The sequence below is a fragment of the Pyramidobacter sp. C12-8 genome (genome assembly GCF_002007215.1).
Classification (GTDB): domain Bacteria; phylum Synergistota; class Synergistia; order Synergistales; family Dethiosulfovibrionaceae; genus Pyramidobacter.
Map to the genome: position 1 here is coordinate 1 of NZ_MUHX01000078.1, position 544 is coordinate 544.

The following is a 544-nucleotide window of genomic DNA, read 5'->3' on the forward strand; positions in this document are numbered from 1 at the left end:
CCGGCGTTGGCCATCGACTCGCCGTGGTGGGTGACGGACACTCCGGCGTGGACCATGAAGTCTTCTTTCACGTAGTGCGCCCAGCCGAGGGCCAGGGCGTATTCGCCTTTGTACGTTCCGAAGCCGGCCATGAGCTGGCTGGGTTCGAGCGGGTCGTACTGCATCGGTTTCAAGGCACTCAGGGCGGAGCCGAGCGCGCCGACGTTCTTGAGGTCGCGCCGCAGTTCGCCCATCTGGTTGTAGACGTTGCCGAAGTTGTTGTAGACTTTGCCGAACTGTTTGTCTACGGCGCTCAAGGCGTCGCCGACGGTGTTGTAGCTGCCGCCGTCCACGTACTTGAACTTGTAGGTGGGGGCGGAGACGGTGCCGTCGGAGTTGACGGAGGAGCCGCCGCCGAGGTGGGTGGCGAGGCTGCTTGCGGTTTTCCACAGCTGGGCGCCGTTGACGGCGTCGCTGCTGCCGGCGGTGAGGGGGCCGGCCTGGACGTGTTCGATTTTGTGGTGGGTTGCGTCGAAGCCTTGGGCGCTCACTTTGCCGGCGAAGA

Annotated in this window: 1 protein-coding gene; it reads right to left on the reverse strand. The window is 64.5% G+C overall.

Translation table 11 applies throughout. The features are described 5' to 3' along the window. The coding region (locus tag B0D78_RS13295; RefSeq protein ID WP_205948332.1) for a YadA C-terminal domain-containing protein at nt 1-544 on the reverse strand (544 nt) is incomplete at both ends.